Origin of the sequence: Enterococcus sp. DIV0421, from assembly GCF_051713745.1 — a bacterium.
GTDB lineage: Bacteria > Bacillota > Bacilli > Lactobacillales > Enterococcaceae > Enterococcus_D > Enterococcus_D casseliflavus.
The window spans coordinates 1-1,240 of record NZ_JBIOQM010000020.1; the positions used below are offsets into that span (position 1 = coordinate 1).

The following is a 1,240-nucleotide window of genomic DNA, read 5'->3' on the forward strand; positions in this document are numbered from 1 at the left end:
TAAAGATCAAACTCCTAGTGGTTGTGCTTCTTTCTGTGTTTACTTTCTCAGCAGTAGCGATGGTTATAGAAGAAACACAAAACATGTTAGCTGGAATTTTAGGTATCGAACAGACGAGTCAGACCGTTGAAATCAGCGGAAATAAGGCGCTCTCAGCGGAGGTTTTAGCGTTAAAATCAATTGTTGAAAAAGAAGCGCAAGCAGCCGAAATTTCTTCGGAAGTGCCCTTTCTACTTGCGATCATGATGGTGGAATCAGGCGGTAGGGGGAGTGATCCGATGCAATCAAGTGAATCAGGAGGACTGTCGCCAAATAGTATTTCAAGTGTTGAATGGTCGATTCGTCAAGGAGTAAAGCACTATAAGACCACCTTGGAATTGGCGAAAAGATATGGACTTGAAAATGATAAGAAAGCAATCGTTCAAGCATATAATTTTGGATCTAGTTACGTTTCTTGGTTAGGCAATAGTAAGAAAAAACATTCTGTTGATGAAGCAGAAACCTATTCAAGGACGGTGGTCGCACCAAGCCAACGTGCCAATGGGTATCCCAATGCCGGTCAAAAGTATTCATACGTCAATGAAGTATCAAAAGCAGATGGGCGAACGTATCTTTATCGGGATTCAGGGAACTTCTTTTATGCCGAACTTGTTTACCAATACATTGATAATACAGAAAGCAGGCAATCTTCGAATGGTGCCTATGTTTTGCCAGTGGATAATCCAGTGATTTCGAGTGGATTTGGTTGGCGATCGGATCCTTTTGGAGGCGGAACAGCCTTTCACAGAGGTCTGGATTTTGCGAATCCTTTTGGTTCAAATATCAAAGCGATTGCGGATGGAAAAGTAATCACAGCCGGTCCACATTATAGTTGGGGGAACCATATAGTTATCCAACATGAGAATGGTCAAGTAAGCCTTTATGCGCATTTAAACAAAATTTTGGCTACAGTTGGACAGACTGTCAAGCAAGGGCAAACAATCGGACAGCTTGGTAGTACAGGAAACTCAACTGGACCGCATTTACATTTGGAAATTGCAAAATCAAGTGATTTATCTCAAGCGAATTTGATCGATCCAGCCGTATCTTTGGGATTGAAATAGACAGAAAGGAAGAGGTCGAATGAAGAAAAAAAATAGTGCCGTAATTTTTATACTTGTTAGCGTACTGAGCTTTATTTTAGGTGTTTTGATTGCCTTAAATTATCTTCAACCAGTTCTAAAAGAGAGGGAAAATAATA

General features: G+C 40.6%; 1 protein-coding gene. It reads left to right on the forward strand.

Features of this window, described 5'->3' with window-relative positions; genetic code table 11:
* Positions 1-1,103, forward strand: a 1,103-nt coding sequence (locus IGI96_RS19720; protein WP_438785716.1) for a lysozyme family protein, incomplete at its 5' end; no start/stop codon positions are given.
* Positions 1,104-1,240 lie beyond the last annotated feature (137 nt).